This window comes from Saccharothrix variisporea (assembly GCF_003634995.1).
In the GTDB taxonomy this organism is placed as follows: Bacteria; Actinomycetota; Actinomycetes; order Mycobacteriales; family Pseudonocardiaceae; genus Actinosynnema; species Actinosynnema variisporeum.
The window spans coordinates 897,250-920,674 of sequence record NZ_RBXR01000001.1; the positions used below are offsets into that span (position 1 = coordinate 897,250).

The 23,425-nt window shown below is 72.2% G+C and carries 25 protein-coding genes; 11 read left to right on the forward strand and 14 right to left on the reverse strand.

The annotated features are described in order from the left end of the window. Positions 1–82 precede the first annotated feature (82 nt). Positions 83–1,021 (forward strand): sphingomyelin phosphodiesterase, encoded by a 939-nt coding sequence (gene sph / locus DFJ66_RS03975; protein ID WP_121218043.1) that lies wholly within the window; start codon positions 83–85, stop codon positions 1,019–1,021. Here the strand turns inward: sph and DFJ66_RS03980 are convergent. Continuing rightward, positions 1,018–4,005, reverse strand: coding sequence for an AbfB domain-containing protein (locus tag DFJ66_RS03980; RefSeq protein WP_211350963.1), 2,988 nt, complete (start codon positions 4,003–4,005; stop codon positions 1,018–1,020). The genes sph and DFJ66_RS03980 overlap by 4 nt on opposite strands. A 147-nt stretch (positions 4,006–4,152) precedes the next feature. Between DFJ66_RS03980 and DFJ66_RS03990 the strand changes: the two genes are divergently transcribed. From DFJ66_RS03990 to DFJ66_RS04000, 3 genes are all read left to right on the forward strand, one after another. Continuing rightward, entirely contained in the window at positions 4,153–5,145 is a 993-nt protein-coding gene (locus DFJ66_RS03990; protein ID WP_121218045.1) for a LacI family DNA-binding transcriptional regulator, read from the forward strand. 15 nt (positions 5,146–5,160) lie between these two features. Next, entirely contained in the window at positions 5,161–5,913 is a 753-nt protein-coding gene (locus DFJ66_RS03995; protein ID WP_121230616.1) for a class I SAM-dependent methyltransferase, read from the forward strand. A gap of 97 nt (positions 5,914–6,010) precedes the next feature. After that, the gene (locus DFJ66_RS04000; RefSeq protein ID WP_121230618.1) at positions 6,011–6,691 is read left to right on the forward strand and encodes a Crp/Fnr family transcriptional regulator; all 681 of its coding nucleotides are present in this window, start codon (positions 6,011–6,013) and stop codon (positions 6,689–6,691) included. A gap of 318 nt (positions 6,692–7,009) precedes the next feature. Here DFJ66_RS04000 and DFJ66_RS04005 read toward each other — a convergent pair whose 3' ends face one another. Genes DFJ66_RS04005 through DFJ66_RS04015 form a run of 3 tightly spaced genes read right to left on the reverse strand, consistent with a single transcriptional unit; the run spans position 7,010 to position 9,091 of the window. Further along, positions 7,010–7,222, reverse strand: a complete 213-nt coding sequence (locus DFJ66_RS04005; protein WP_121218047.1) for a hypothetical protein — start codon at positions 7,220–7,222, stop codon at positions 7,010–7,012. Positions 7,223–7,271: 49 nt separating this feature from the next. After that, the gene (locus DFJ66_RS04010) at positions 7,272–7,988 is read right to left on the reverse strand and encodes a response regulator (protein ID WP_121218049.1); all 717 of its coding nucleotides are present in this window, start codon (positions 7,986–7,988) and stop codon (positions 7,272–7,274) included. After that, positions 7,985–9,091, reverse strand: a complete 1,107-nt coding sequence (locus tag DFJ66_RS04015; protein WP_121218051.1) for a sensor histidine kinase — start codon at positions 9,089–9,091, stop codon at positions 7,985–7,987. Before DFJ66_RS04015 ends, DFJ66_RS04010 begins: the two co-directional genes overlap by 4 nt. A 159-nt stretch (positions 9,092–9,250) precedes the next feature. Here DFJ66_RS04015 and DFJ66_RS04020 point away from each other — a divergent pair, with 159 nt between their 5' ends. Together DFJ66_RS04020 and DFJ66_RS04025 are read left to right on the forward strand one after the other, a co-directional pair. Next, entirely contained in the window at positions 9,251–9,637 is a 387-nt protein-coding gene (locus DFJ66_RS04020; RefSeq protein WP_121218053.1) for a hypothetical protein, read from the forward strand. An 83-nt stretch (positions 9,638–9,720) separates the two neighbouring features. Then, entirely contained in the window at positions 9,721–10,002 is a 282-nt protein-coding gene (locus tag DFJ66_RS04025; RefSeq protein ID WP_121218055.1) for a DUF4287 domain-containing protein, read from the forward strand. Positions 10,003–10,218: 216 nt separating this feature from the next. On the opposite strand, the gene DFJ66_RS04030 is transcribed toward DFJ66_RS04025, so the two are convergent. From DFJ66_RS04030 to DFJ66_RS04040, 3 genes are all read right to left on the reverse strand, one after another. Continuing rightward, positions 10,219–10,794, reverse strand: coding sequence for a DUF4328 domain-containing protein (locus DFJ66_RS04030; RefSeq protein ID WP_170199126.1), 576 nt, complete (start codon positions 10,792–10,794; stop codon positions 10,219–10,221). A gap of 133 nt (positions 10,795–10,927) precedes the next feature. Then, positions 10,928–11,581 carry a response regulator transcription factor gene (locus tag DFJ66_RS04035; RefSeq protein WP_121218059.1) on the reverse strand — a complete coding sequence of 218 codons (654 nt, stop codon included), beginning with the start codon at positions 11,579–11,581 and terminating at the stop codon, positions 10,928–10,930. After that, the gene (locus DFJ66_RS04040; protein ID WP_147459171.1) at positions 11,578–12,810 is read right to left on the reverse strand and encodes a sensor histidine kinase; all 1,233 of its coding nucleotides are present in this window, start codon (positions 12,808–12,810) and stop codon (positions 11,578–11,580) included. Before DFJ66_RS04040 ends, DFJ66_RS04035 begins: the two co-directional genes overlap by 4 nt. A 156-nt stretch (positions 12,811–12,966) precedes the next feature. Between DFJ66_RS04040 and DFJ66_RS04045 the strand changes: the two genes are divergently transcribed. After that, on the forward strand, positions 12,967–14,049 hold the full coding sequence (locus DFJ66_RS04045; RefSeq protein WP_121218063.1) for a UDP-N-acetyl glucosamine 2-epimerase: 1,083 nt from the start codon (positions 12,967–12,969) through the stop codon (positions 14,047–14,049). 48 nt (positions 14,050–14,097) lie between these two features. Continuing rightward, positions 14,098–14,730, forward strand: coding sequence for a class I SAM-dependent methyltransferase (locus tag DFJ66_RS04050; RefSeq protein ID WP_121218065.1), 633 nt, complete (start codon positions 14,098–14,100; stop codon positions 14,728–14,730). Between the two features lie 76 nt (positions 14,731–14,806). Here DFJ66_RS04050 and DFJ66_RS04055 read toward each other — a convergent pair whose 3' ends face one another. From DFJ66_RS04055 to DFJ66_RS04070, 4 genes are all read right to left on the reverse strand, one after another. Next, positions 14,807–15,454 carry a helix-turn-helix domain-containing protein gene (locus tag DFJ66_RS04055; protein WP_211350964.1) on the reverse strand — a complete coding sequence of 216 codons (648 nt, stop codon included), beginning with the start codon at positions 15,452–15,454 and terminating at the stop codon, positions 14,807–14,809. 82 nt (positions 15,455–15,536) lie between these two features. Further along, positions 15,537–16,133, reverse strand: a complete 597-nt coding sequence (locus DFJ66_RS04060) for a hypothetical protein (protein WP_121218067.1) — start codon at positions 16,131–16,133, stop codon at positions 15,537–15,539. Positions 16,134–16,228: 95 nt separating this feature from the next. After that, positions 16,229–16,555 carry a winged helix-turn-helix domain-containing protein gene (locus DFJ66_RS04065; RefSeq protein WP_246029566.1) on the reverse strand — a complete coding sequence of 109 codons (327 nt, stop codon included), beginning with the start codon at positions 16,553–16,555 and terminating at the stop codon, positions 16,229–16,231. Continuing rightward, a complete protein-coding gene (locus DFJ66_RS04070) occupies positions 16,552–17,550 on the reverse strand; it encodes a hypothetical protein (RefSeq protein ID WP_121218069.1) in 999 nt (332 codons plus the stop codon). Before DFJ66_RS04070 ends, DFJ66_RS04065 begins: the two co-directional genes overlap by 4 nt. Positions 17,551–17,678: 128 nt before the next feature. Between DFJ66_RS04070 and DFJ66_RS04075 the strand changes: the two genes are divergently transcribed. The 3 genes from DFJ66_RS04075 to DFJ66_RS04085 all read left to right on the forward strand — a co-directional run bounded on the left by DFJ66_RS04075 (position 17,679) and on the right by DFJ66_RS04085 (position 21,651). Beyond that, complete coding sequence (locus DFJ66_RS04075; protein WP_121218071.1) at positions 17,679–18,239, forward strand: hypothetical protein; 561 nt, start codon at positions 17,679–17,681, stop codon at positions 18,237–18,239. A gap of 125 nt (positions 18,240–18,364) precedes the next feature. After that, positions 18,365–20,914: a class III lanthionine synthetase LanKC gene (gene lanKC, locus DFJ66_RS04080; RefSeq protein ID WP_121218073.1), complete on the forward strand. Its 2,550-nt coding sequence runs from the start codon at positions 18,365–18,367 to the stop codon at positions 20,912–20,914. 212 nt (positions 20,915–21,126) lie between these two features. Beyond that, a complete protein-coding gene (locus tag DFJ66_RS04085; protein WP_121218075.1) occupies positions 21,127–21,651 on the forward strand; it encodes an RNA polymerase sigma factor in 525 nt (174 codons plus the stop codon). A gap of 310 nt (positions 21,652–21,961) precedes the next feature. Here DFJ66_RS04085 and DFJ66_RS44870 read toward each other — a convergent pair whose 3' ends face one another. The 3 genes from DFJ66_RS44870 to DFJ66_RS42435 all read right to left on the reverse strand — a co-directional run bounded on the left by DFJ66_RS44870 (position 21,962) and on the right by DFJ66_RS42435 (position 23,102). Next, positions 21,962–22,096, reverse strand: coding sequence for a hypothetical protein (locus DFJ66_RS44870; protein ID WP_281276598.1), 135 nt, complete (start codon positions 22,094–22,096; stop codon positions 21,962–21,964). Between the two features lie 173 nt (positions 22,097–22,269). After that, positions 22,270–22,551 (reverse strand): hypothetical protein, encoded by a 282-nt coding sequence (locus tag DFJ66_RS04090; RefSeq protein ID WP_121218077.1) that lies wholly within the window; start codon positions 22,549–22,551, stop codon positions 22,270–22,272. Between the two features lie 11 nt (positions 22,552–22,562). Beyond that, positions 22,563–23,102: a C40 family peptidase gene (locus DFJ66_RS42435; RefSeq protein WP_170199127.1), complete on the reverse strand. Its 540-nt coding sequence runs from the start codon at positions 23,100–23,102 to the stop codon at positions 22,563–22,565. Between the last annotated feature and the right edge of the window lie 323 nt (positions 23,103–23,425).

The following is a 23,425-nucleotide window of genomic DNA, read 5'->3' on the forward strand; positions in this document are numbered from 1 at the left end:
ACCTCCGGGCGGATTCCCCCTCTCGGGTGAAATCGCACCGGATCACCCCGGTGTTGCGCCCGCAGCGGCACCATCATCGGTCATGAAGACGCGAATCCTGCTCACGTCTTGTCTCGTGGCCGCCCTGGGCGCGGCCCCCGCCACCGCCGCGACCCCCACCCCGACCCCACCGAAGATCGCCTCCTACAACGTGTTCATGCTCGCCCGGACGCTCTACCCGAACTGGGGCCAGGTCACCCGGGCCGACCTGATCGACCGCCAGGACGTCCTCGCCGGTCAGGACGTCGTCGTGCTCCAGGAGCTGTTCGACAACACCGCCGGCGACCGCCTGCTGACCAACCTGTCCGACACCTACCCGCACCGGACGCCGACCGTGGGCCGGACCCGCGGCGGCTGGGACGCGACCCTCGGCGACTACCGCGACACCGCCGTCGAGGACGGCGGGGTGGCCGTGCTGAGCCGCTGGCCGATCACCCGGCGCGTCCAGCACGTGTACCGGGACGGCTGCGGCCCGGACCGGCTGTCCAACAAGGGCTTCGCGTACGTCCGCCTCGGCTCGCCCACCGGCCCCGTGCACGTCATCGGCACCCACATGCAGTCCGAGGACTCCTCGTGCACGGTCTCCCCCGCCTCGGTCCGCGCCCGCCAGCGCGCCGAGATCGCCGCGTTCGTCGCCGCCGAGCGCATCCCCGCCGGCGAGCCGCTGTACGTGGCGGGCGACATGAACGTGATCAGGGCCGGCGCGGAGTACGCGACGATGCTGACCGACCTCGGGGCCGCCGCGCCCCCGTTCACCGGACACCCGTACTCGTGGGACTGCGCGGACAACAGCGTGTGCCGCGACCAGTACGGCCCGGAGTACGCCTCCGAACACCTCGACTACGTCCTGACCCTCCAGGGGCCGGTCCTCGCGAACGAGACCCGGCGCCTGAAGAGTCCGGTGTGGACGGTGACGTCGTGGTTCAAGACCTACTCATACACCGACTACTCCGACCACTACCCCGTGTTCGCCGCTCCCTAGGGCGCCCAGGGCGGGGCGAGCGCCCAGCTGCTGTCGGCGGTCAGGGTCTGGGGTCGGTTGAAGCCGGTGCCGTCGCCCGAGGCGATGGAGACCTCGGCGTTGTAGTGCCGCAGGAACGACCCCGGGAAGTTGATCGACTCGAACGTCACGCCCGTGCCGCCGAGCCCCGGCCGCGCGCAGAAGGTCGCGTCCGCTCGGAACAGGGCGGTGCCGTCGTCGGGCGAGTTGCGCACCCGCGAGTTGGCGTGCCGCAGGAACTGGCCCGGGTAGTTGACGGACTCGAACGAGTAGCAGGAGGAGTCGGCCAGGCCCCGCCGCACGGTGTAGGTGGCGTCGGCCTTGAGCAGCGCGCTGCTGCCGGCGTCGACCACCTCCGTGTAGGCGAGGCTGTCGTAGTGCCGCAGGTACCGGTTCGTGTAGCCCCACGTGGTCACCCGCAGGGATTGGCGGACGTCCACCGGCAGCAGCACCGAACTGCGCCACAGCGCCGGGGCCGCGACCTCCCAGGTGGCGTCGGCGGCGAAGCTGGTCGCGGTGTCCCACGGGTTCGGGCCGCCGCTGCGGGCCAGGTAGACCTCCTCGACGTAGTGGCGCAGGAAGGCGCCGGGCTGGTTGAGCGCCTCGAAGGACGTGCCGCCCGCCGCGAGTCCCGGCCGGGCGCACCAGGTGGCGTCGGCGCGGAACGTGCCGCCGGTGTCGCTGTCGATCCGGACCCGCGAGTTCGCGTGCCGCAGGTAGCGGCCGGGGAAGTCGACCGACTCGAAGGAGTGGCAGCGCGGGTCGGCCAGACCCGCCACGGTCCGGAAGGACGCGTCCTGCCGACCGCCGTCCGAGGTGATCACGTCGGTGCGGGCCAGGGAGTCGGCGTGCCGCAGGTACCGGTCGGTGTAGCCGGGCGTGGTCACCCGGAACGACCGGACGTGACCGAGCGTGAGCCGCACGGGCGAGTTGAGGTTGCGGGACGCATTGATGAGGTCGACGTGCGCGGCCCGCACGACGGCCGTGTCCACCTTCTGCACGCGCCGGTCGTAGGTGACCAGGCCGTTGTACTCGCCCTCCACGTCGGTGATCTCCGTGTAGACGTAGGCGGAGACGCCCTTGGTGGTCATGAGCCGGCCGACGTCCCGGACCATCCCGGTGTACCGGTCGTTGAGCTGGGCCGCGCTGGACACCTGCTCGTAGGCGAAGAACTGGCCGTTGGGGCTGTACTCGTGGCCGGGGTTGCGCAGCCCGATGCCGCCGAACTCGCCCAGCGCGGACACGCGGGTGCCGGACGGGCGCGGGGCGTCGGGGCCGGTGTAGACGTGCCAGTCGATGATGTCACCGGTGCCGGGGTCGCCCTTGGAGGCACAGCAGTTGTAGCCGCTGTGCGGGTTCATCAGCCGGGTCGGGTCGTAGTTCTTCAGCTGGGTGGTGACCCGGCGCGTGTCGTCCAGGTTCCACTCGCCCCAGCCCTCGTTGAACGGCACGTAGGTGATGACGGCGGGTGAGAACCGGTGCTCGTCCACGATCTCGCGGGCCTCGGTCTCGAACTGGGCGATCTGGGCGGGCGTGCGGTCGGCGTCGGAGGTGGGGGTGGACGGGATGTCCTGCCACACCAGCAGGCCCAGCCGGTCGGCGTGGTAGTACCAGCGCGCCGGTTCGACCTTGATGTGCTTGCGGACCATGGTGAAACCCAGGTCCTTGTGCTTCTGGATGTCGAAGGCCAGGGCGGCGTCGGTGGGCGCGGTGTAGAGGCCGTCGGGCCAGAAGCCCTGGTCGAGCGTGCCCACCTGGAAGACGAACTCGCCGTTGAGGGTGGGCCGGAGCACGCCGTCGACGACCTTCGTGCCCACCTCGCGCATGCCGAAGTAGCTGACCACCTGGTCCACGGTGGCGCCGCCGGCGTTGCGCAGGGAGACGCGGAGGTTGTAGAGGTACGGGTCGTCGGGCGACCAGCGGCGGGCGTTGGGGACGGGCACGGAGAACTCCGTGAAGCCGCCGGTGGCGCTGCCCACGACGGTGGTGTTGGCCATCGCTTCGGCGAACACGGTGTGCCCGGTGACGTTGCCGCGGGTGAAGACGCGGACCCGGGCGGTGTTGTTCGCGAGGTTCGGGTAGATGTCGACCGAGTAGATGGACGAGGTGGGGGTGGGTTCGAGCCACACGGTCTGCCAGATGCCCGAGGACGGCGTGTAGAAGATGCCGCCGGGGTTGTTCACCTGCTTGCCCACGGGCTGCTTCTCGCCGCGCCCGTCGGTGGGGTCGTAGACGCGGACGACCAGTTCGTTGGAGCCGGCGCGGAGTTGGGCGGTGATGTCGACCTCGAACCGGTCGTAGCCGCCGCGGTGGGTGGTGACCTGGGTGCCGTTCACCCAGACGGTGGCTTCGTAGTCCACCGCGCCGAAGTGCAGCTGGACGCGGCGGCCGGCCCAGGCGGCGGGGACGGTGAAGGCGCGGCGGTAGAACATCAGGTCGCGGTCGTCGTTGCGCATGACGCCGGACAGGGCGGACTCGACCGGGTAGGGCACGAGGATGCGTTCGGGGAGGGTTTGGCCCAGGGGTGGGGCGGCGTAGCGGTCGACGGACCCGCCGGGGCCGGTGGCGGGGTTGAGGAACTCCCACTCGCCGTTGAGCGACTGCCAGTCCGGGCGGGTCATCTGCGGGCGCGGGTACTCGGGCAGCGGGTCGGTGGTGGACACCTGGCTGGTCCACGGCGTGGTCAGGGGCGGCGGTTTCGGGGTGACGGCGGCTGTGGCGGGGGCGGCTGTGGTGGGGGCGGCGAGGGCGGCGGTGACTGGGGCGGCTGTGGCGGGGGCGGCGGTAGCGGGGGCGGCTGTGGCGGGGGCGGCTGTGGCGGGGGCGGCGGTAGCGGGGGCGGCTGTGGCGGGGGCGGCGGTAGCGGGGGCGGCTGTGGCGGGGGTGGCTGTGGCGGGGGTGGCTGTGGCGGGGGCGGCTGTCGTTGTGGCGGTGAGGACGGCGAGGAGGGTGAGGAGGCGACGCATCGGACTCCTTCGGTGCGGGAAAGGGTCACTTGCGGGCGGCCGACGTGACTCAGGTCACTACTTCGGTTCTTACATCGTTGGTACAACGTTGTAAAGAGCCGTTCGACGGGTACGATCGCCGCCCGCACACACCTCGGGAGGCACTGGTTGGCCACGCTCAAGGACGTCGCCGAGCTCGCCGGCGTGTCGGTGAAGACCGTGTCGAACGTGGTCAACGGCCACGCCTTCGTCAAACCCGAGAACCGCAGGCGGGTGGAGGAGGCGCTGGCCGCCACCGGCTACCGGCCCAACCTGGGCGCGCGCAACCTGCGCCGGGGCCGGACCGGGTTCCTCGCCCTGGTGCTGCCCGAGCTCGGCATCCCGTACTTCTCCGAGCTGGCCGGGCTCGTGCTGCGCGCGGCGCAGGCCCACGAGTGGAACGTGCTGATCGAGCAGACCCTGGGCACCCGGGAGGGTGAGCGGGTGGCCCTGGCGTCGCTGGGCACGCACCTGGTGGACGGGGCGGTGGTGAGCCCGGAAGCGTTGCTGGAAGGCGATTTCGCGGAGTTGTCGCTGCCGGTGGTGATGCTCGGCGAGCACACCGTGGACCTGCCGATCGACCGGGTCGGGATCGACAACGTGGGCGCGGCGGAGGAGGCCGTGCGGCACCTGGTGTCGTCGGGACGGCGGCGGATCGCGGCGATCGGCGCGCACCCGGCGCGCGGCACGGCGGCGTTGCGGTTGAGGGGTTACCGGGCGGCCCTGGCGGCGGCCGGGCTGCCGTTCGACGAGTCGCTGGTGGCCACGGCCATGCACTACCACCGCGCCGAGGGTGCGGCGGCGATGGAGTCGTTGCTGGCGTTGCCCGAGCCGCCGGACGCGGTGTTCTGCTTCAACGACCTGCTGGCCGTGGGCGCTCTGCGCGCCGCCGCCGACCACGGGTTGCGGGTGCCGGAGGACCTGGCCGTGGTCGGGTTCGACAACACCGAGGAAGGCGCTTACCACCGCCCCTCCCTGACCACGGTCGCCCCGGACAAGGCCGCCATCGCCGACGCGGCGGTGACCCTGCTGCGCCGGCGCGTCGAGGATCCTGACCGGCCCCACGAACAGGTGCAAACGCCGTTCACCCTGGAAATTCGCGAGAGCACCGTGCGGGGATAAGCGATCATGAACCCCATGCGCGCGTTCGAGGACTTGGTGGCAGAAGCGGCGGCGGTGGACGTCTCGGGGTGGGACTTCGGGTGGCTGGACGGCCGGGCCACCGAGGAGCGCCCGCCGTGGGGTTACGCGAGGCTGCAGGCGCAGCGGCTGGCCAAGGCGAAGGCCGCGCTGGACATCGACACCGGCGGCGGCGAGGTGCTGGGCGAAGCCCCGGTGTTCCCGCCCCGGATGTGCGCCACGGAGGGGTGGGCGCCCAACGCCGAACGGGCGAAGGCGCTGCTGGGTCCGCGCGGGGTGGAGGTCGTCCTGACCCCGCCCGACTCGGGTCTGCCGTTCCCGGACGGCACGTTCGACCTGGTGACCAGCCGCCACCCGGTGCGCCCGGACTGGTCGGAGATCGCCCGCGTCCTGGCGCCCGGCGGCCACTACTTCGCCCAGCACGTCGGCCCGGGGTCGGCGCTGGAGCTCACCGAGTACTTCCTGGGTCCGCTGCCCGAGCACCGGGACGACCGCGACCCGGAGGCGGAGGTGGCGGCGGCCGAGTCGGCGGGCCTGGAGCTGGAAGACCTGCGCACCGCCCGGTGTCGGATGGAGTTCTTCGACGTCGGGGCGGTGGTGTACATCCTGCGCAAGTGCGTGTGGTGGGTGCCGGACTTCACCGTCGAGCGGCACGCGGACGCCTTGCGCCGCATGGACGAGCAGATCCGCGCCGAGGGCAGTTTCGTGGCGCATTCGACCCGCCACCTGCTGGACTTGCGCCGTCCTTGATCATCATGGGACCACCCGGGGTGCCGATCACCGCCGGATGGTGAGATGGTCGCAACCGACGACGTGGACTGGATTTGCGGTGCGGGGGGACGCGGAGATGGACGGGGAGCGCGGTTTGTTGGGCCGGCTGTCGGAGCGGGTGGCCGGCGCGCTGCTGGAGTTGGGCGGCCCGGTCGCGTACGGGTCGGGCGAGGTCGTGCTGCGCGAGGGCGGCGAGGACGGTCACGCCGTGCTCGTGCTGACCGGCGCGGTGAAGGTCCGGGCCAGCGACGAGGCCGGCGACGCGGCCCTGCTCGCGGTCCTGTCCGCGGGCAACCTGGTCGGCGAGATGGCGGCCTTGGACGGCCGTCCGCGCTCGGCGACCGTGGTCGCGTGCGGCCCGGTCACCGGCCGGCTCATCCCCCAGCACCAACTGCTGGACTTCCTCGACTTCCACCGCGAGGTCCTGGTGGAACTGTTCCGCGTCCGCGCCGACCAGGTCCGCTGGGCCAACGAACTGCGCCGCGCCATGCCCCACCACGCCGCCACTCGGATCGCGCGCGTGCTGGGGCACCTGGTGCGCCAGCACGGGTCGAGAACGACGGCGGGGTGGACGTTGGACCTGCCCTTGACCAACGTCGAACTGGCTTCGATCGCCGGTATGAAGTCCCGCACCGCGGAGAAGGCTTTCAGCCGGTTGCGTGATGCGGGGGTCGTGATGACGAGCACCCGCCGGGCCGTGGTGGTTCCGGACCTGCCTCGCTTGGACCTCATCGCTACCGGTCGCTCTTTGCCCTGACGCTTTCGTTCTTTCAAGATCAAGAGATCAAAAGATCAAAAGATGAAAAGATGAAGAGCGGCGCTCGCCGCGCGGCAGGCCGCCAGCGGGGGGTGAAGGGCGTCGGTTCCCCCGCCGTATGGCCTGGCGGAGCCAACCACAGATTTGCCGGGGTGCTGCTAAAACTTTTTGCTCGTTCCTCGCAAAAACTTTTGGCTGCACCCCGGCAAATCTGTGGTAGCCCTTCGGGCAGGCCATACGGCGGGGGAACCGAGGCCCTCCACCTGTGGTTGGGACCACTGCACACCGCGCTGTGCGCGCCGCTAGGCGTGGTGGTGGTCAGGTGGGTTGGCGGCGGGCTCGCCACTTGGTGGTGTGGGGTAGTGCGAACATGTACAGGCCGGTGAAGAACAGCACTGCCAGTGGGAGCAGTGGCAGGTAGGACACCCACACCAGCGGTTCCGGCTGGGACAGTGCGATTACCGTGGCCAGCACCGTCGCGGTGAAAGCCATCGACACCCAGCGGTGGATGCGCCGGATCCACTTGTTCATGCCCTCGTCCCTCCAGGAGCGGCCGTGTTCAGCCGGTGTGGGGACGACGCTAGGGCCGGCCTGTCCTCTGCTGCTTCTCCATTCCTGACCGGTCCGTGGAGGGCTGGTCGCCGCCCGGGGTGACCAGGCCGGATTCGTAGGCCAGCACGACCAGCTGGGCTCGGTCGCGGGCGTGGAGTTTGGTCATCGCGCGGTTGACGTGGGTCTTCGCGGTCAGCGGGGTGATCACCATGTGGTCGGCGATCTCGTCGTTGGACAGGCCGCGGGCGACCAGGGTGACGGCTTCGCGTTCGCGGTTGGTGAGCTGGTCCAGGACGGCGCCGGTGGTCGGGTGCGGTGGTCGGCTGACGTACCGGTCGATCAGTTTGCGGGTGATGGAGGGCGCGAGGAGGGCGTCGCCGCGGGCCGCGACGCGGACGGCGTGCAGGAAGTCCTCCGGTTCGACGTCCTTGACCAGGAAGCCGGCGGCGCCGGCGCGCAGGGCGTCGAAGACGTACTCGTCCAGGCCGTAGTTGGTGAGGATGACGACGTGGGTGGTGGCCAGGTCGGGGTCGGCGGCGATGCGGCGGGTGGTCTCGACGCCGTCGAGGACGGGCATCTGGATGTCCACCAGGGCGATGTCCGGGCGCAGGTCGCGGACCTTGTCGAGGGCTTCGCGGCCGTGGGCGGCCTCGCCGACGACGGTGATGTCGTCCTCGGCGTCCAGGAGGGCGCGGAAACCGCTGCGGATGAGGGGCTGGTCGTCGACCAGCAGGACGCGGATCACGGGGTGCGCTCCACGGGGAGTTCGGCGTGGACGGTGAAGCCGCCGCCGGTGCGGGGTTCGGCGCGCAGCCGGCCGCCCAGGGCCGTGACCCGTTCGCGCATGCCGAGCAGGCCGAAGCCCGGGGTCGGGGCGGGGGTGGCGGTGCCGTCGTCGTCGACGCGGACGTCCAGGGCGTCGGGGCGGAAGTCGAGGCGGACCTCGGCCTTGGCCGCGGCGGCGTGGCGGGTGACGTTGGTCAGGGACTCCTGGACGATCCGGTAGGCCGTGCGCTCGACCGCCGCCGGCACGTCCCGCCCCTCGCCCCGGATGGTCAGGGTCGCGTCCAGCCCGGTCGCCTTGACCTGCTCCACCAGGCCGCGCAGGTCCTCGATCCCGCGCGGCGGGGACACGTCGTCGTCGCGCAACGCCCCGAGCGTCGCCCGCAGTTCCCGCGTGGCTTCCCGACCGGCCTCGCGGATGGCCAGCAACGCCGCCGGCACCTCTTCCCCGCGCTTGCGAGCCAGGTGGACCGCCGCCTCGGCCTGCACCTTGATCACCGAGATCTGGTGGGTCAGGGAGTCGTGCAGCTCCCGGGCGATGTGCAGCCGCTCCTCGTTGGCGCGCCGCCGCGCGGTCTCCTCCCGGGTGCGCTCGGCTTCGTCGGCCCGCCGCTCGGCCTGCCGCAACGCCTCGCCGGCGGCACCCGCCGCCACCAGCCACCCGATCTCCAAGACGCTCCGCGCGTGCTTGAACGCCTCCCCGGTGGCGCCCGCGGGGTCGGCGACCAGGTCCGCGAAGGGCAGGGCCAGCAGGAGGGCGATCGACCCCACCACCACGGCCCAGCGGTGGCCGGAGCGCATGGCGGTGTAGACGGCGACCAGGTAGGCGACAGCCGGCACGTCCATCCCCGCCGCCTGCGCCCCCACCGCACAAACCCCGGCAAGGCCCAGCACGAGGAGAGGCGCCCGCCGCCGGACCCCCAGCACCAGCCCGCCCAGGGCGAGCAGCACCACGCCCCAGACCCCGCCGTGCCCGCCCGACACCCCGGTGACCACCAGGATCCCGGCAACCGCGACGGCGATCCCCCAATCCCGCACCACTTCGCGTCGCAGTCGAGGCCCCATGCCCGAACCTTAACCGCCGGCCGGGCGCACCGACTCCCACCCGAGCAGCATCCCGACCTACCACGACCGCGGTACCCGGGGCTCCTCCACAGTGGACACGGCTGTCGGCCGGGAGGGAGCGTGCGGGGCCGGAGGGTGCAGTCGCCTAGGCTGATCGGCATGATCTTCTACTCCGACGACGAGAGCCGGACGCTGCGCAAGGCCGTCTTCGGCGTGATGGTGCTGGTCTCCCACGCCGACCCCGGACCGGTGATCCAGGAGCGCTACGCCGGCCTCAGAGCGCTGACGAACCTCTCCCCCGAGCTGCGCGTCGTCCTGCACGCCGCCCGCGTGGACCTGTCCGCCCTGCCCGAGGCGGAGCTGGAGGAGGTCGTCCTGGACGCCCTGCGCAGCTCGCTGAAGATCCTCGCCGCCAAGGACCCCGCCGAAGCCGCCGGCTTCCCGCAGGCCATCGAGGCGATCTGCCACGAGGTCGCCGCCGCGGACGGGCAGGTCGCCGAGGTCGAGGAGGCCGTGATCGCGAAGGTGCGCGAGGCGCTCAGCTGACTCACCGAAAAGAAAAGTTGTCAGGACAACCCGTCTTGTCTTAGAGTTGCCTCGACGACGACACGACAGACGGAGGCGCCACCATGTCCTTCCAGGCCTACCTCGACGCCATCGAGAACAAGACCGGCAAGACCCCGGCCCAACTGCTCGCCGAGGCCGCCGACCGGGGCTACGACGCGACCACCAAGGCCGCCGTCGTCCTCGACTGGCTCAAGACCGACTACGACCTGGGCCGCGGCCACGGCATGGCGTTGTTCCACGTCCTGAAGAACGGCACGGAGATCAGCGCCAAGCACGTCGGCACCACCGGCACCCACCGCGACGAGTCCACGACCCTGCGCATCGACGGTCTGGCCAACCGCTAGCCGCGGTCCACCGGACCGGGCGGCCGGTGCCCGCCACCGGCCACTACCGCATCGCCGGCAACACCAGGACCACGGCGGCAACACGGCGGGCGTGATCAGCCGGGGCGGTGTCTCCCCGTACGGGCGGCGCAGCATCGCGATGGCCTTCACCGGCGCCCACGGCGACACCCCGCAGGACATCGCCGCGCTCGCCGCGTTCTGCGACCGCTGACCCGATCACAGGAACGGCGGCAGGACTTCCTCCCCCGGTCGGTAAGTGGATGCGGACGACTGCCACGCCGTGATCCCCCGCACGATCCGGAGGAAGAAGACCGCCGCCACCACCATCAGCGCCGCGCCGATGCCGGTCCACAGGACGGCCTTGCCGACGTCGAAGAACTTGCTCTCCGGATCGGTGTAGACCCGGGTCATGCGCTCCAGGACCAGGGACGCCACCCAGGTCCCCCACCACCAGTTGACCACCGAGGCGGACACGCCGGGCACCCCGGCACCCACCACGTCCAGCACGACCCGGCGCGGCACCCAGAAGTTCACCACCGGCAACCAGCCCCACACCGTCGCGCCCCTGCCCCACCGGTGCCGGGTGTGCGGGTTGATCGCCTCGGCGTTGACCCGCACCCGCCACAGCCACACGATCGTCACGACGGCGGTGGCGATGAGCACCGACCCGTCGACCGCGCTCAACGTCACCGCCGGCCGGACGTAGGACTGCAACTCGGCAAAGGGCAACCCGCTGTGCAGGTAGTCCTCGTAAGCGCTGTTGAACTTCCACAGCCACCCCAGAGTGACCACAACGCTCAAGGTGCTGAGGCAGATGAGCACGGACACCGCCATGCCCAGGCCACGAACAGAACGAAACACAGGTCCCCCGACACAAGCACAGCAAGAAGCCCCCCGACCCGGCGCGCAGCGTACCCCGGCCCGCCTACTCCTCGGGGGTGAGTCGGAGCTGGTGGGCGAGCAGGGCCGCCTGCACGCGGTTGTCCAGCCCGAGCTTGCTCAGCGTCCGCGAGACGTAGGTCTTCACCGTCGACACGCTCATGAACAACCGCTGCGCGATCTCGGCGTTGTTCAACCCCAGCCCGACGTGCCCCAGCACCTCGCGCTCCCGCTCGCTCAACTGCCCCAACCGCTCCGCGGCCGCCGGGAACGACGTGCCGTGGTCGGTGATGCGGCTCAGCACCCGCCTGCTCAGCTCGGTGTCCACGACCGACGCGCCGCCGTCGACCGCGCGGATGGCGCTGAGCAGGTCCCGCGGACCCATCTGCTTCAACAGGAACCCGTCCGCGCCGGCGCTCAGGGCGTCGATCATCAGCTGGTCGTCGTTGAACGTCGTCAGGGCCAGCACGTGCGGCGGATCGGGGTCCTTCTTCAGCTGCGCGGTGGCCGTGACCCCGTCCACGCGGGGCATCCGGAGGTCCATCAGCACCACGTCCGGTGAGCGTTCGCGACACACCGCGACCGCCTCCGCGCCGTCCGCCGCCTCGCCGACCACCTCGACGTCGTCGGCCGACTCCAGGATCGCCGTGGTCCCGGCGCGGATCAGAGCCTGGTCGTCGACGACGAGCACCCTGATCATGCCTCCGATGGTCGCACGGGGTCCGCCGGGTCGCGACCGTCGTGGGCCAGGGGCAGGTCCGCACGCAGGACGAAACGGCCGGCTTCACTCGAAGGAGTGGCGGTGAGGGTGCCGCCCGCCAGGGCCGCTTCGTCGGCCAGCAGCCGCAGCCCGCGACCGGTCCCGGGCAGGCCGGCGCGGTCGGACGGCGACAGCGGGCTGGTCACGGTCAGGTGCAGCCGGTCGGCGCTCGGCGTCACGCGGATGTCCGCGCGCGGCGTCGCGGCGTGGCGCAGGACGTTGGTCAGGGCCTCCCGCACGATCCGGTAGCACAGGTCCTGGGTCGTCGCGGCGCACCCGTCCACCGCGCCCACCTCCCAGTCCACCGCCACCCCGAGCGACCGGTAGTCCTGGACCAGGTCGTCGATGTCGGCCACCGTGAACTCCACGACGGGTTGCCGCGCCGGGGCCGACAGCACGTCCAGCACCTCGGTCAGCCGCGAGATCGCCTCCCGGCCCACGCTCACGATCAGGTCGCAGCGCTCCACGATGGACGCCGTGGCGGCCGGGTCCACGCTCATCGCGCCCGCGGTGGTCACCATCACGCTGACGTGGTGGCCGACCCCGTCGTGCATCATCGACGCCAACCGGGCCCGCTCGGTCAGCGTCCGCTCCCGCAGGGTGCTCTCCCGCAGCCGCCGCTGCCGCTCGGCGGACTCCTTCGCGTGCCGCTCCCGCTCGACCAGCGCCGCCTCCAGGCTGTTTTTAGCCAACCCCATGACGAAGGGCGACACGGCCGCGAACGACCAGTAGACCAGGCCGTTCACGCCGCTGGCGGGCAGGCTCGTCTCGAACTCGAACAGCCGACCGTCGGACGCCGGCTGGAACAGGGCCACGTGCAGCGGCCACACCAGCAGCAGCCCCACGGTCAGCGCCACCAGCGGCCAGCGCCGCCGCCGCGCCAGCGAGTAGGTCATCACGTAGTTCGCGTACGGCAGGTCGGTGACCACGAACGTGGCACACGCGACCAGCGCCACCAGCCAGTCGTGCTCGCGCCGCCACAACCCGACCGCCACCGCGCACACCACCGTGAGCGCGGCGAACAGCGGCAGCGAGGGCACCGTGGACGTCCGCCAGAAACCGGTCAGCAACCCCACGGCACCCGGTCCGGCGACGACCAGGGACGCCATGACGTCACGCGACCGCCGCGACCGGAACGCGTCCTGCCACCGCTCCATCACCCGATCCATGGAAGCAGCACCAGTTCGCACCGGCCGCCCGTGTCCACCATCGGGTGGTGTCAACCAGGGACTACACGGCCGCTCGAACGGTCATCGCGGGACGACACCGGGCCGCCCGGAGCCCGGGTTTCCTGAAATGGTCCAAACCAACGTTGAAAGGCCACCATGACCGCGATCCTCCAGCAGCCCGCACGCACCGCCCGCCCGCGGACCACCGGCGCCGCCGCGATGGTCCTGGGCACCCGACCGGAGATCTTCCAGCTCGCCCCGGTCCTGTGCGCGCTGGGCGACCTGGCCCGCGTGGTGCGCGTCGGCGGCGACCTGCCCACCCCCGCCGCCCAGCCACCGCTGCCGGCCGACACCGACCCGCGCACCGGCCGGCTGGCCGACACCCTGGACCAGTTGGACCGCGTGTTCGCCGCCGACCGCCCGGACGTGGTCGTGGTCCGCGGCGCGACCCCCACCGCCCTGGCCGGCGCGCTCGCCGCCAACTCCAACGGCATCCCCCTGGTCCACGTGGACGCGGGCCTGCGCAGCCGCGACCTCACCGAACCCGAGGAGCACAACCGCGTGCTGGTCGACCGCCTGTCGGACGTGCTGTGCGCACCCACCACCACCGCCGTGGACAACCTGCACGCCGAAGGCCTCGGCGGCCGGGACGTCCGCCTGACCGGCAACACCACCGCCGAAGCCGTCCGCCACCGGCTCCTGGCCCCCGAGGACCGCCGCAAGGTCCTGGACAAGTGGGGCCTGCGACCCGACGGCTACGTCCTGGCCACCCTCGACCGGCCCGACAACGTCGAGCACCCCGACCTGACCCGGCAACTGGCCCGGCTCGCCGACGCCGGCTACCCCGTCGTCCTGCCCGCCGCACCGCGCGTCCGCGCGGCGCTCATCCGCGCGAGCGCCCGCACCTCGACGTCCAACCTGCGCCTGGTCAACCGCCTGTGGCACTCCGAGTTCCTGGCCCTGGCCCGGCACGCCGCCCTCCTGGTCACCGACTCCGGCGCGGTCCAGGAGGAAGCGACCGTCCTCAAGCGACCGGTGGTCGTCGTCCGGCGCTCGACCGAACGCCCCGAGGTCTTGGGGCACTTCGGCCGCCTGGCCGCGCCCCACGACCTCGCCGACGTCGCCCTGGACCGCTTGCAGCACCGCGACGACCTGCGGGACGTGCCCTGCCCCTTCGGCGACGGCCACGCCGGCACCCGCATCGCCCAAGCCGTCCGCGACCTCGTCCGGCAGCGCTGAGCGTTTCGTTCAAGACCCGGACGCGGGCCACCCGCGACGCTGCGGCACATGAACGCCTTCACCCCGGCCCTCGGGCGGTTCGCACCGACCCGCTACTACGACCGGGTCATCGCCCTGACCCGCGAACGCCTGTGGCGAGCCCTGACCGCCCTGCACGTCGCACCCCGTCCCGACGACCTCGTCGTGGACATCGGGTGCGGCACCGGCACCCTGGCCCGACTGCTGCACCGCCTCGAACCCCGCGCCCGGGTCGTCGGCCTGGACCCCGACCCGGAGGTGCTCGCACTGGCCCGCCGCAAGGCTCCGGACGTCGAGTGGCGGGAGGGGCTGGGCGACCGGGTCGCGGACCTGCTCGGCGAGGGCGTGGTGGACACGGTGGTCTCGAGCCTGGTGCTCCACCAGTGCCCGCTGCCGGTGAAGCGGTCCGTCCTCGCCGCCGCTTCACGTGCCCTGCGCCCCGGAGGCAAGCTGGTCGTCACCGATTATGGCGAGCAACGGACCGCGCTCATGCGCCTGGCGTTCCGGGTGGTCCAACTCGCCGACGGCAAGGAGGACACCCAACCCAACGCGGACGGCGCCCTACCCGGGCTGATCGCCGAGGCGGGGTTCACCGACGTCCGCGAGGCCGAGGTCGTGCAGACCGCCACCGGCTCGATCTCGATCTACACCGCCCACCGCTGACCGCACGGCACGGGTGCCGGCTGCGGAGGGCGCCCGGCACAGCAGCGGGCGCCGGCGCTCGGCGCAGCAGGGCGCGTCAGCTTCGGGCTCGGGGCACGGCGGCGGGTGTCAGGCCGAGCATCTCCCGCATCCGGCGGGTCAGGTGCGCCTGGTCGGCGAACCCCGCCGTGGCCGCCGCCTCGGCCGGCGACTGCCCCGCCCACAACGCCTCCGCCGCCCGCCGCAACCCCACCCACACCCGCCACCGCGTCACCGGCATCCCGACCTGCTCCCGGGCCAGCGCACGCAGCCGTTGCGGCGACAACCCGACCCGGGCAGCCAGGTCGGGCACCGTGACCCCGCGGTCCTCCACGGCCTCCAAAGCCGCGACGAGCCGAGGATCGAGCGTGGCCGAGGCCCGCACCGGGATGTCCGCCTCGCACAGGTCCGCCAACTCCGGCACGACCGCGATCCCCTCCCCGCACCGCTCCCGCAGCCGGTCGGCGAACGCGCAGTGCGGCTCGACGAAGAAGGTCACCAGGTCCGAGGTAGCCAAGAGCCGATGGCGCACCATCGGCGGCACCACCAGCACCCCGCCGCGGTGCGTGGTCCCGGAGCCGTCCACCATGGACACCTCGGCCCCGATCGCGACCTGGAACGCGGCGTGCCGGTGGACGGAGCTGTCCCCCACCGGCCCCCGGTACACGGCGTACCCGTCACCAACAGCAAAGCGGGGCTCTCGCACGTCCACGATCCTGCCGGCCCGCACCCGACAGGTTTACACTTTCGGGCGACACTGAAGCTATTGACAGCGCTGAACCCGCACTTCAGCTCACGGGTACGCCTATCGCCAGTGGCAGGGCGGGGATCGTGGCGAGGGTGGCCGCCGGGTTGGCCGGGTCGACCAGCGCCACCGCGTTCTGGAGCTTGAACACCTCACCCGTGGGCGGGAACCGGGTCAGGGTGGCCATCAACCTGGCCGGCTCCTTGGTGACCAGGTTCATCGGCGACGCGGCCTGGTCGAACGCGGTGGCGAAGCTCTGGACCACCACCTGCTCGTACTTCGGCGGGAAGGCCTGGACCAGGCGCAGCACCGATCGCGGGTCGGCCGCGCTCTGCCGGATGGTGATGGTCCGGACGTCCGGGCCGCCCGTGCTGCGGCCGGACAGGGTGAACCCGTTGGTGTCCAACAGGACGCTGGTGAGGGGCGCCTCCGGGTTCGCCTCGACCTTCACCTTCCACGTGCCCGTGGCGTCGTAGGTCCGCTGCACGCCGTCCTGGACCACGGCCAGGCCCACGACCCGAAGCGGCACCTCGAACTCCTGGCCGACCGGCGGCAGTGGCGTCGCGGTGGCGTGGCTCGCGGCCGTCACCAGCAGGACGGCGGTGCCGACGGCGGCCAGGGTGGTGCGGAGTGTGCGCATACTGCGACTGTGCCGCCGTACGGGGGAGGACGCGCGCAGGGCAACCCGGTCCGGGCACAACTCCGCCCGCCCCGGTGAAGGTCACCGCCCGCCGGTCACGGAGTGCGCTGGTCGGGGTTCTCGTGACGGGTGAGGAGCGCGCGCAGGGCGGCCATCTCGTCGGCCAGCGCGGTGCGACCCGGTCCGGTGATGCTGACCCAGGTCTTGGGGCGGCGACCGTCGTACCCCTTGTCCACCTCGACCAGCCCGGCCTCCTCCAGCACGCTGATGTGCCGGGACAGGTTGCCCGCGGTGAGGTCCAAAGTGGACCGCAGGTAGGAGAACTCGACCCGCTTGGCCTCCGCCGCGATGGTCAGGATGCCGAGCCGGTGGCGTTGGTGGACGACGTCGTCGAGCCCGCTGGTCGGGTGCGTTTCGGTCACCCGGACCGCCTGCGGGTCCACCAGTGCCCGAGCAGTGCCACCAGTCCCCCGATGATCAGCACGGCGCCCGGGAACACCATGTCCTTGCCGTTGTAGAGCAGGTTGGTCTCCCGGGGTCCGATGTCCCAGTGCAGCCGGTAGAAGATCGTACCCATGTAGGAGGCGTTGGCCAGCAGGGTGAAGCCGGTGAAGGCGAGCGCGACGAGCCCGCACCAGATGCTGCGCTCCACCAGCGCCAGGGTGAGCAGCCCGATCGCCAACAGCATCAGCCCACCGGTCTTGTGTATCACCGCGGCGGCCAACACCGACACCACGAGGATCGTCGCCGCGAGCCCGACCCACACCCCCTTCCCGGGCCGCTCCCCCTTCCCAGCCCGCTCCCCCTTTCCGGCTCGCTCCTGCTTGACCCGCGACCACCGCATGGCCACGACCACCGCGCCCAGCGAAACCCCGATCAACACCACACTGCCGATCCGCCCGGCCCACCCGCCCAGCCACAGGAACCGTCCACCCACCGCACCGATCAACGGCACCAACAGCAGGACCGCCAGCCCACAGACCGTGACCTGCGCATAGACCCGAGTAGAGGTCTCCACCCCCACCCGATGCGCCCGCCACCGGTACCACCAGACCGTGGCGAGGAACCCGAAGACGAGGACGGCCAGCCAGTACAGCCCGAGCGCGAGCGGATGCGCGACCGCCTCCAGGAAGCCGCTGTTGAACACCTTCAGCGGGTCGACACGTCCCAGGCCGGGGACTTCGAACGCCGTGTTGGGCGTGCGGAAGGTGCAGCTGGTCATCCGGCCGTCGGGGCCTTGGGTGCAGTGGGTGTCCGGGGAGTGTTGCCAGTCGAAGGGGCGCAGGAGCGGGATGGAGCCGAGCGTGAGGACGCCGAACAGGAGTAACGGGAACCAGTAGCCGTGCCGGACTTGCCGGGTGCGGCGGCGCAGGTTGCTCATCTCGTCGATCAGACCGGCGGTGGCCGAGTCGGACATCGCTCCCCCAAGCATTTGTGTTGTCATCAGGTTTGCATTGCAAACCTGATGGCGTCAAGCGGCGGGCGGATGGATGGGCGGACGGGCCTTGGGGCGGGCGGGGCGGACTGCGGAGAGCCAGAACGGCCTTGGACACCCGACCGGCGGCGGCGGCGGGCGGCGGCGGCGGCGGCAGCGGCGGCGGGCGGCGGGCGGCGGCAGCGGCGGCGGGCGGCGGCAGCGGCGGCGGGCGGCGGCAGCGGCGGCAGCGGCGGCAGCGGCGGCAGCGGCGGCGGGCGGCGGCAGCGGCGGCGGGCGGCGGCAGCGGCGGCGGGCGGCGGCAGCGGCGGCAGCGGCGGCGGGCGGCGGCAGCGGCGGCGGGCGGCGGCGGGCGGCGGCAGCGGCGGCGGGCGGCGGCAGCGGCGGCGGGCGGCGGCAGCGGCGGCAGCGGCGGCGGGCGGCGGCAGCGGCGGCGGGCGGCGGCAGCGGCGGCGGGCGGCGGCAGCGGCGGCGGGCGGCGGCAGCGGCGGCAGCGGCGGCGGGCGGCGGCAGCGGCGGCGGGCGGCGGCAGCGGCGGCGGGCGGCGGCAGCGGCGGCAGCGGCGGCGGGCGGCGGCAGCGGCGGCGGGCGGCGGCAGCGGCGGCGGGCGGCGGCAGCGGCGGCGGGCGGCGGCAGCGGCGGCGGGCGGCGGCAGCGGCGGTAGGGGGTAGGGGTGGGAGTGGGCCGGCGGGGTTAGAAGTGGGTGGGCTGTTGTGGGGAGTCGGTTCGTCTGTCCACTGTGGACAGCTCGGACGGCCGTATTGACTTACCGCACCACCGTTGACACCTTGACCCGATGGCCGTGGACATGTCGTTCCTCCTCGTCGACGACGACTTCTACGCGCCCTGGGACACCGGCGACCCGGGAGTCCGCTTCGTCGCCGGCCCCCTGCCCGCCGGATGGCGGCGACGGCAGTCCGGCGCCTGGACGCACTGGATCCCGCCCGACGCCCGCACCCCCGACCAGGGCTGGAAGGTCCACGTCTCCGCCTCCCTCACCAACGCCCCGCACGTCCTCGCCGTCGTGACCGCCGTGGCGGACGACCTCCGCGTGCCCTTCAAGCACCTCGCCGGGCGCCGGACCTTCCTGCTGGCGCACGACAAGCACGCCAACCGCGTCCAGAGCGGCAAGTTCTGCACCCTGTACCCCCAAGACCAAGACCACGCGCTGCTCGTGCTCCGCCGGCTGGAAGCCGACCTCCGCGGGATCGACGGGCCGTTCGTCCTCACCGACCGCCGCTTCGGCGACAGCACCTGCGTCTCCTACCGCTACGGCGCCTTCCGCGGCCACACCCGGGTCGACGCCGAAGGCCACCACGTCGAGCGGATGACGGCACCCGACGGCACCGAGGTCGACGACGAGCGCCGGCCCGAGTTCCGGCTGCCGCCCGGGATCGCAGACCCGTTCCGGCGGCACGAGAAGCCCGCCGCCAACGGGCCGCTGACGCTGCACGGCTACGCCTTCGACTCCGTCATCCAGCACAGCAACGCCGGAGGCGCCTACCGGTTCCGCTCCGACGACAACCTCGTCTTCGTCAAGGAAGCCCGCGCCCACAACGGCTACACCGCCGACGAGTCCGACGCCAAGACCCGGTTGCAGAACGAGTTCCTCGCCCTGCGCGCGATCCACGCCCGCGCCCCCGGCCTGTGCCCCCGCCCGATCGAACTCTTCCACCACTGGGAGCACAGCTACCTGGTCACCGAACTGGTCCCCGGCATGTCCCTCTACCGCTGGATGGTGACCAACAACCCCGCGGTGCGCACGAACCCCACTCCACAGGACTTCGCCGACTACCACCGCCGCTGCCTGACCCTCCTCGACCACCTCGACACCCACCTCGACCGCCTCCACGACCTCGGCTGGCTGTTCATCGACCTGAGCCCGACCAACGTCCTGGTCGACGAGAACGACCAAGTCCGACTGGTGGATTTCGAAGCGGCACAACGCATCGGGGGCGTCCGGCGGGTCATGGGCACGCCCGGCTACCTGCAACCCCAAGCCCGCACAACGGCCAAGGAGCACCCGCTGGCACTGGACCGGTTCGGCCAGTCCGCCGTGGCGCAACTCCTCCTCTTCCCCCACCACGAAGCCGCCGAACGCAACCCGCGCGCCCTCGACCACCTGCACGCCGACCTGAGCGCACTCGCGCCGATCCCCGACCGCCTCTGGGACCAAGCCGCGCTGCCGCCGCGCACGCCGGACACCGTCTCCCTGCACGACCTGGCCGAACGCACGGCCGACTGCCTGGAGGCCATGGCCCAGCCGGACCACCCCGACCGCGTCTACCCGACCATCCCGCTGGGCTACCAGACCAACACCCGCGCCCTCGCCTACGGCACCGCGGGCGTCCTGCACGCCCTGCACCGCGCCGGCCGTCCCTGCGACCCGGCCATCGTCCGCAGGCTCCGCGACGACTCCCTCCGCGCGACGGACGACACCGCGCCCGGGTACCTCGTCGGCACCGCCGGGATCGCCGACGTGCTGGCCGAACTGGGCGAGGTCGAGGCCGCGGAAACCCTGCTCCTCGCGGCGGCGGACCACCCGCTCGCCGCCACCTCGGCCACGTTCGGCGGCGGTGCGGCCGGTGCCGCGTTCGGGTTGCTCGCCCACCACCGCCGCACGGGTGACGACCGCTGGCTGGACCGGGCCCGGCGCCTGCTCGACGGCATCCCCGACGACCTCACCCCGCAGCTGAGCCGCCTCAACCGGTCCGGACTGGTCGGCGGCCGGACCGGGGTGGCGTTCGCGCTGCTGCGCCTGCACCGCGCCACCGGCGACCCGCAGCCGTTCGAGCGCGGGCTGCGGTTGCTCGGTGAGGAGCTGGCCTACGCCCAACCGCTCCCCGTCGACGGCCTGGGTTTCAAGATCGGCCTCAAGGACCGCCGCGTCTTCCCCTACCTGTTCGCGGGCAGCGCCGGGTACGCCGCCGTCCTGTCCCGCTACCTCCAGCACCGCCCGGACGCGGAGTTCGGCGTGCCCACCGAGCACCGCCCGGCCGACGCGTTGGAACGGTGCCTGCGGGCGTGCACGGTCCGGTTCGCCGTGTTCCCGGGGCTGTTCACCGGCCTGGCGGGGCTGGCCGCCGTGCTGGCCGACGTCGGACGCCGGCTGGGTCGGCCGCACCTGGTCGCGGCCTCGGTCACCAGCGCGCACGGGCTGGTCCGCTCCGCGATCCCGCGACCCGACGGGGTCGCCTGGCTCGGCGAGCCCGGTCAGCGGCTGTCCGCGGAGCTGTGGTCCGGCTCGGCGGGGGTGCTGCTCGCCCTGCGCACGGTCCTGGACGCCGGCGCACCACAACAAGAGAGGAGTGACCGCCATGGAAGAAGTCCTGCGGCTACAGGCTGAGGACGTCGACGAGGAAGAGCTGGTGTGCACGCACGTGCTCACCACCAGCAGCAGGGGCAGCATCTGCGCCTGACCGCGAGGAAGCCCCGGCCGACCACCGGCCGGGGCTTCCCACGATCCGGGGTGAATCCTTTCGCCTCCGGGACGCCTCCTATGGGGGTCCGGAGAGCGTCTAGGAGGATGGATGACCCTGGTGGTCGTGAGGAGGGCACGTGGGTAGGGGGTACACCTGGCCCGCCGAAGCACTGGTGGCTGCGGCGCAGCGCGGTGACGAGGCGTCGATCGCCGCCTTGGTCTCCGGTGCGCACCCGCACGTGCGGCGGTTCGCGTTCACGTTGTGCGCCAGCGACCAGGACGCCGAGGACGCGGCCCAGGAAGCCATGATCGTGCTGTTCCGCAAGATCGGGACGTTGCGGGCGGCGACGGCGTTGGCGTCCTGGATGTTCCGGATCGTGCGCAACGAGTGCCTGCGCCGAGCCCGAGCGGTCCTGGCCACCCCGCCGACCGAGGACCTGCCCACCGCGTCCGCCGAGGACGACGTGCTGGACCGGCTGGAGCGGGAACGGGTGGCCGCGGCCATCGCCGCCCTGCCCCACGACCAGCGGCGCGTCCTGATCATGCGGGACGTGCAGGGCCTGTCCGGCGGCGAGGTCGCGCGGGCGTTGGGGCTGAGCGTGCCGGCGATGAAGTCGCGCCTGCACCGGGCGCGGGCCGCGGTGCGAGACCACCTCGGGTGACGTCGACGCGGCGTGCAGACCAGCGGGTACGCGCGGCGGGCGGGCGCCGGCTGCGGCCGGACACGATCGCGGGCCGCATCGCGGTGGTGCGGGCGCTGGTCGAGTTCACCAACGAGTACCCGCGGGCCTGGACCGCCGGGCACGTCGACGAGTGGACGACCCATCTGATCGGCGAGCGGCCGCGCTCACCTCCGGCTTGCGAGCCTCCTCCGAACGAGTCGGTCCCAGGCCTGACGAGACCGCGACAGCCCACACGGAGCGGCGACTCCAAGCCTCCCTGGTGTGCTGGTGTTCTGACGGGCTCAAGAGGTCAGCGCGACGCTCGGCTTGCCACTCCGATCTTGGCCAGATCCGCCTTGCACATCACGTACGACGCCTCGAACAGCCCCTGGAGTTCCCGCCCGAGCGCCACCCGCTCCTCATAAGACAGGACCGGATCGCCCACCCGGGCCTTCAGCTCCCCCGACTCACACCGGTGACGCGGCCGACCACCCCAGGAACGATGCGCGGTTGTGGGCGGGGATACCCCTTGTTGCGGGTTGAACAGCAGCGGCACAGCCGTTGGTGCAACGAGAGATCGTCGCCAGGCACCTCTGCTCGCCCGCCTCCCCGACACTGTCAGCGCATCTGCTGCTGGGAGATCCATTCCCGGGCGGCAATGACGATCCAGCGCTGCTGCTCGTCCCACTCGGCCGTCGGGGACGGGATCGTCGGAGGGCCTGGTTCCTGGGCGAGGCCGTGCACCAGGTCGCTAACCCGGTCGCGGATCGCCCGCCACTCCGGCTCGGTGTGGAACGGCGCGAACGTCGGCACCGGGCGGTCCGGGTACAGTCGTTGCCACACCAAAGCCGAGATCTCGTCGATCGCGCGCTGCTGGTTGGACACCCCGTGCAAATCCATCGCCGGACTCCCTACGGTGTGGCGAACCAGTGCGCGGAGATCGGCCGCCGCACGGCCATGACGGCGTCCCCCCAATTGCCTTCGATGCTGAGGATCTGCCCGTCGCGCAGGCGCGCCGACACCAGGCCCATGTGCGCGCCGCCGGTGCCGAACATGTCGCCTCGCTGCGGCGCACGGGTGAGCCGCCCCGCCGCCTGCGCCCACGCGTACACGGACGGTACGTAGCCGGGGTTCGACCACGGGGGGCGCTGCGTGGTGGTCTGCCAGTAGCACCAGGAGACGAAGAACGCGCACCACGGCGCCGGACCGACCCCGAACGGCCTGACGTACCGCTCCCACGGCACCCCGCGATCCTCTCCACCGGACTCGCGCACGCCGCGCTGTGACTCGGCGATCTGCACCATGCGGAGCCCGATCGCCGAGGACTCCACCACGGCCCGCTCCTCGTCCGTCCCGGCCTCCGCGAGAAGGGCGTCGAACTCCTCCCCCGAGAGCGCGACGGCACCCTCGAAATCGGAGGCCACGGGGCCCGGAATGTCCACTTGAGTCATGACCCGACCCTCCTCGACACGGCATCCTCGTACCAGGACTGTCGCGGATGGACAATGCGGCGTTATCAGCGGTTCGCCCGACGAGGACGCCCGCCAGCGCGGCGGCTTCGGGGGTCGAGGAACATCGGAACGGCGGACAGCGCTTAGACCTGTCAGCCCTGGTCAACGCGCCACTGCGGCGCGTTTCGGAAGACATTGGGTGGCATAGCAGCCGGCCGGTCGCCAACGCCGCCAGGAACGACGACAAGCACGCGACGATTCCAGGCAGACCACCCACCGGCCGAAGGCCGGCCCCACACAACGGACATACCAGGCGGTCAGAA